This window comes from Gemmatimonadaceae bacterium, from assembly GCA_036003045.1.
GTDB lineage: Bacteria > Gemmatimonadota > Gemmatimonadetes > Gemmatimonadales > Gemmatimonadaceae > JAQBQB01.
In genome coordinates, this window is sequence record DASYSS010000009.1 from 1 (window position 1) to 4,100 (window position 4,100).

A 4,100-nucleotide genomic window follows, 5' to 3' on the forward strand; every position below is an offset into this window, starting at 1 on the left:
GATGATCCGCTTCGATCGAGTCTCGAAGGTCTATCCCCGTGCCGTCGCGGGAAGTTCGGCGTTGCGAAACGTCACCTTCCGCATCGCCAAAGGCGAGTTCGTGTTCCTCACGGGCCCGAGCGGCGCCGGGAAGAGCACGATCCTCAAGCTCCTCTATATGGAAGAGCGGCCCTCCTCCGGCGAAGTCCGGGTGAGCGGCTACAGCTCGACCGCCATCAAGCGACGCGACGTCGCCCAGCTTCGCCGTCGCCTCGGCATCGTCTTCCAGGACTTTGGGCTGCTCGAGGACCGGACGGCTGAGGGCAACGTCGCGTTCGCGCTCGAGGTGATCGGCGCGCCGCGCGCGTCGATCGGGGGTCGAGTGGCGCGCGTGCTGACGCAAGTCGGTCTGTCGTCCAAGGCCACGGCGTATCCCAAAGAACTGTCGGGCGGCGAGCAGCAGCGCGTCGCGTTCGCTCGCGCGCTGGTCAACGACCCCTTCGTCCTCGTTGCCGACGAGCCCACCGGCAACCTCGACGACCGCGCGAGCCGCGGAATCTTCCAACTGCTGCGCGAGATCAACGCGTCCGGCACCGCCGTGATCATGGCGACGCATGATCTCGACTTGGTGAGATCCAGCGACTACCGCTGCATCGAGCTGAATCACGGCGAGCTCGTATTCGATTCGGCCGAAACGCCGAAAGTCGAGCTGGAAGTCGAGTGATGACGTCGTTCCAGACCGCGTTCACGGCCTTTCGCCGCGCGCCGCTCCTGAGCGCGCTGAGCATCACGACCATCGCGTTTTCGCTTTTCGCCTTCGGTTTGTTCGGATTGGTGGCGCTGAACATCCGCGCCGCACTCCAGCGGATCGAGGAACGCGTCGAGATTCGAGCGTTCATCGCCGACAGCACCTCCGACAAGGACGTCGCCGACGCGGCCGACCGCATCTCCAAATTCCCCGAGGTGCTGAAGGTCGACGTCGTCTCGCAGGACGAAGCGCTCGAGCGCGCCAAGAAGGAGCTCGGCGAGTTCAAGGACGTCTTCGAGGCCGGCGTTCTGCCCGCGTCGATCGACGTCAAGCTCAAGCCGGGAAATCGCGACCCGGCGTCGGTGCGCCGCGTCGCCGATCGAATGCGCGAGATGGACTTCGTCGACGACGTGCGCTTCGGCGAGGAGTGGATCACACAACTCTACAAGCTGCGGAACATCGCCGGCGTCGCCGGCATCGCGCTTGGTCTCGCGTTCGCCGCCGTGGCGCTGATCATCATCGGTGCGACGATCCGCATGGCGGTGCTCGCCCGCAGCCGAGAGATCTCGATCATGCGCCTCGTCGGCGCGACGGACGGCTACATCAGCCGCCCCTTCCATATAGAGAGCTCGGTGAAGGGTGTGTTGGGCGGGGCGATGGCGCTCGGCCTGACGTACATCGCGATGCGAATGCTCGGGCAGTATCTGCATTTTCAGACGGTGTTCTTCGATCGGGATCTCGCGCTGCTCGGGATTCTCTCCGGCGCCGTGATGGGGCTTGCCGGAAGCGTCGTGTCGGTGGGGCGGCATCTGCGGCAAGTATGAAGCCGCGGCATGTCGTAATGGTGGCGCTGGCCGCGCTGGCGTTGAGTGTCGCCCCCGCCGCGGCATCGGCGCAGAGCGACCGGATCCGCGCCCAGCGCGATACTCTCGACAAGATCCGCCGCGAGCGCGAGGAGCTCGAGAAACAAGCGGCCGACCTTCAGAGCAGCGTCCACGATCTCGACGCCGAAGTCACGAATCTGAACGAGCGCGCCGACGCCACCGCCCGCCTCGTACACGCCCTCGACGACCAGTTGGCGACGATCAGCGGTGAGACCGACGCCGCCACCAAGAACGTCGCGAGCGCGCAAAAGGAGCTCGACGCCAAGCGGAGCACGCTGCACGCCCGCCTGGTCGAGATCTACAAGCGCGGCCCGCTGTTCACGACGCAAGCGATGTTGTCAGCGCGGTCGTTCGGCGAGCTCGCGGCGCGCTACAAGTATCTCCACACGCTCGCGCTACACGATCGCGCGCTCGTCAAACGCGTCGAAGAGTTGCACGACCGCGTGACGCACGAGCAGACGCGCCTCGTCGGTCTACGGAGCGCGCTCGAGGTGAACCGGAGCGACAAGGCGCACGAGGAGGCACAGCTGCGCACGCTCGAGGAGGAGCGCGGTGCGACGCTGGCGCGTACGAGAGTTCAGGCGAGAGAGACGGAGGATCGCCTGCTCCGCATCAAGGCGACCGAGGCCCAGTTCGCGAACATCATCGCGAACCTCGACGCCGACCGCCGGCGCCTCGAGACGGCGCGGCCGAACGCGGCGATCAGCACGAGCACCATTCACACGAGCGATTACGGACGGCTCGATTGGCCGGTGAATGGTCCGCTCGTCTACACCTTTGGCAAAGCGCAGACGGCGAGCAACACGACGATCCGGTGGAACGGCGTCGGCATCAAAGCCCCGGTCGGCACGAGCGTCTCGGCCGTGGCACCGGGCCGAGTGGTGAACGTCGGCCAGCTCGGGACGTACGGCTTGACGGTCATCATCGACCACGGCGGCGGCGACTACTCGATCTACGGCTCGCTGGACCGTGCCGAGGTGCGCTCGCAGCAGACGGTGGCCAAGGGACAGGTCATCGGGCAGGTCGGCGTCTCCGATCCGGAGCTCCCGCCGCACCTTCACTTCGAGATTCGGCACGGTGGCGCGGACGGCCGGCCCGCGTCGGTGGATCCGGCGAGCTGGTTGAGAGACCAGCGGTAGCGCGCGCGCCGCTACGTTTCGGCGTGGCCCCCCCAATCCTCGCATGCCGCCGTTGATGACCAAGCGGTGCTCGATCTGCGGACGCTTTCGCGCCTACGACCCGGACGACCGCTACTGCATCGGCTGCGGCAACGAGTCGCTCGAGGACGCGTGTTCGTGCGGACGTGAGTACGACTATGCGCTGAGCGAGAGTGGCCCGATCCATTGTCCGCGGTGCGGCCGCTCATTCCATGGCAAGTCGCAAGAGCTCGACGGGTAAGCGTCGCCGGCGGTCTGCCGCGAAGGCGAAGGGCGGCAAGAAGCGTGGAGTCGCCAAGAAGAAGCGATCCGCGCCGAAGGCGATTGCGAAAAAGCCGCGCGTCCGCCGCGTCGCCCAGGTTCGCGATAGCGCCGACGACCCGGCCTGGCGCGCCCCCGAGTGGAGCGACGCGCTGCTGCTCGGCGCGCATGTTTCGATCGCGGGCGGCACGCATCACGCACCGCGCCGCGCGCGGGCGATCGGCGCCACGGCGATGCAGATCTTCACGAAGATGGCCAGCCGCTGGGCCGAGCGCGCCTGCGCCGACGAGGAATCGACGGCGTTTCGAGACGCGCTCGGGTCAACGCGCGTCGGCGCGACCATCGCCCACGACTCGTATCTGATCAACCTCGCCAGTCCGGATCCAGTGCTGCGTCGGCGATCGATCGAGTCGTTCGTGAGCGAGCTGACGCGCTGCGAATCGCTCGGTATCGATTGTCTCGTCTCGCATCCCGGCAACTTCATCGACGACCGCGCGAGCGGCATTCAGCGCAACGCGGCCGCGATCACCGAAGCGTTGTCTCGCGTGCCGGGCCGCACGATTCTCTGTCTCGAATCGACGGCGGGCGCCGGCACGGTGCTCGGCGCGACGTTCGAGGAGCTGGCGGCGATCATCGACGCGATTCCATCGCCATTGCGAGATCGACTCGCCGTGTGCATCGACACGTGCCACGCCTATTCCGCCGGCTACGATCTCGTAAAGACGTACGACGACGTCTGGCGGCGGTTCGACGACGTGCTCGGACTCGCGCGTCTGCGCGTCATGCACCTCAACGACTCGAAGACGCCGTGCGCATCGAAGCGAGACCGCCACGAGCTGATCGGCGAAGGATCGCTTGGGCACGACGCGTTCCGCCGCATCATGAACGACGGCCGGCTGGCCCGCGTCCCGAAAGTCATCGAGACACCCAAGGGGACCGACCCCACGGCGACCGACGCACGGATGCTCGCGCGCCTGCGCGACTACATCGACCGCTGACCTGCCGCCGACGCTAGTCCGCTCGCAACGCGCCGGCCGGATCCACGCGTGCCGCCCGACGCGCGGGTAGATA

5 protein-coding genes are annotated in these 4,100 nt (G+C 67.0%); all 5 read left to right on the top strand.

The features are described 5' to 3' along the window. Positions 1 to 703 (top strand): cell division ATP-binding protein FtsE (gene ftsE / locus VGQ44_01035; GenBank protein ID HEV8445365.1); only part of this gene is annotated, 703 nt, incomplete at its 5' end. Then, positions 703 to 1,551 (top strand): permease-like cell division protein FtsX, encoded by an 849-nt coding sequence (locus VGQ44_01040; GenBank protein ID HEV8445366.1) that lies wholly within the window; start codon positions 703 to 705, stop codon positions 1,549 to 1,551. The genes ftsE and VGQ44_01040, both read left to right, overlap by 1 nt. Beyond that, entirely contained in the window at positions 1,548 to 2,750 is a 1,203-nt protein-coding gene (locus VGQ44_01045; GenBank protein HEV8445367.1) for a peptidoglycan DD-metalloendopeptidase family protein, read from the top strand. Before VGQ44_01040 ends, VGQ44_01045 begins: the two co-directional genes overlap by 4 nt. Positions 2,751 to 2,805: 55 nt before the next feature. Further along, a complete protein-coding gene (locus tag VGQ44_01050) occupies positions 2,806 to 3,009 on the top strand; it encodes a hypothetical protein (protein HEV8445368.1) in 204 nt (67 codons plus the stop codon). Continuing rightward, positions 2,981 to 4,027: a deoxyribonuclease IV gene (locus VGQ44_01055; GenBank protein HEV8445369.1), complete on the top strand. Its 1,047-nt coding sequence runs from the start codon at positions 2,981 to 2,983 to the stop codon at positions 4,025 to 4,027. Before VGQ44_01050 ends, VGQ44_01055 begins: the two co-directional genes overlap by 29 nt. Positions 4,028 to 4,100: the final 73 nt, after the last annotated feature.

What these genes read in the sequence shown, in the direction of transcription:
- VGQ44_01050 (HEV8445368.1), top strand. Translation starts at nt 2,806, where the DNA reads ATGACCAAGCGGTGCTCGATCTGCGGACGCTTTCGCGCCTACGACCCG.
- VGQ44_01045 (HEV8445367.1), top strand. Translation starts at nt 1,548, where the DNA reads ATGAAGCCGCGGCATGTCGTAATGGTGGCGCTGGCCGCGCTGGCGTTG.
- VGQ44_01040 (HEV8445366.1), top strand. Translation starts at nt 703, where the DNA reads ATGACGTCGTTCCAGACCGCGTTCACGGCCTTTCGCCGCGCGCCGCTC.
- VGQ44_01055 (HEV8445369.1), top strand. Translation starts at nt 2,981, where the DNA reads ATGGCAAGTCGCAAGAGCTCGACGGGTAAGCGTCGCCGGCGGTCTGCC.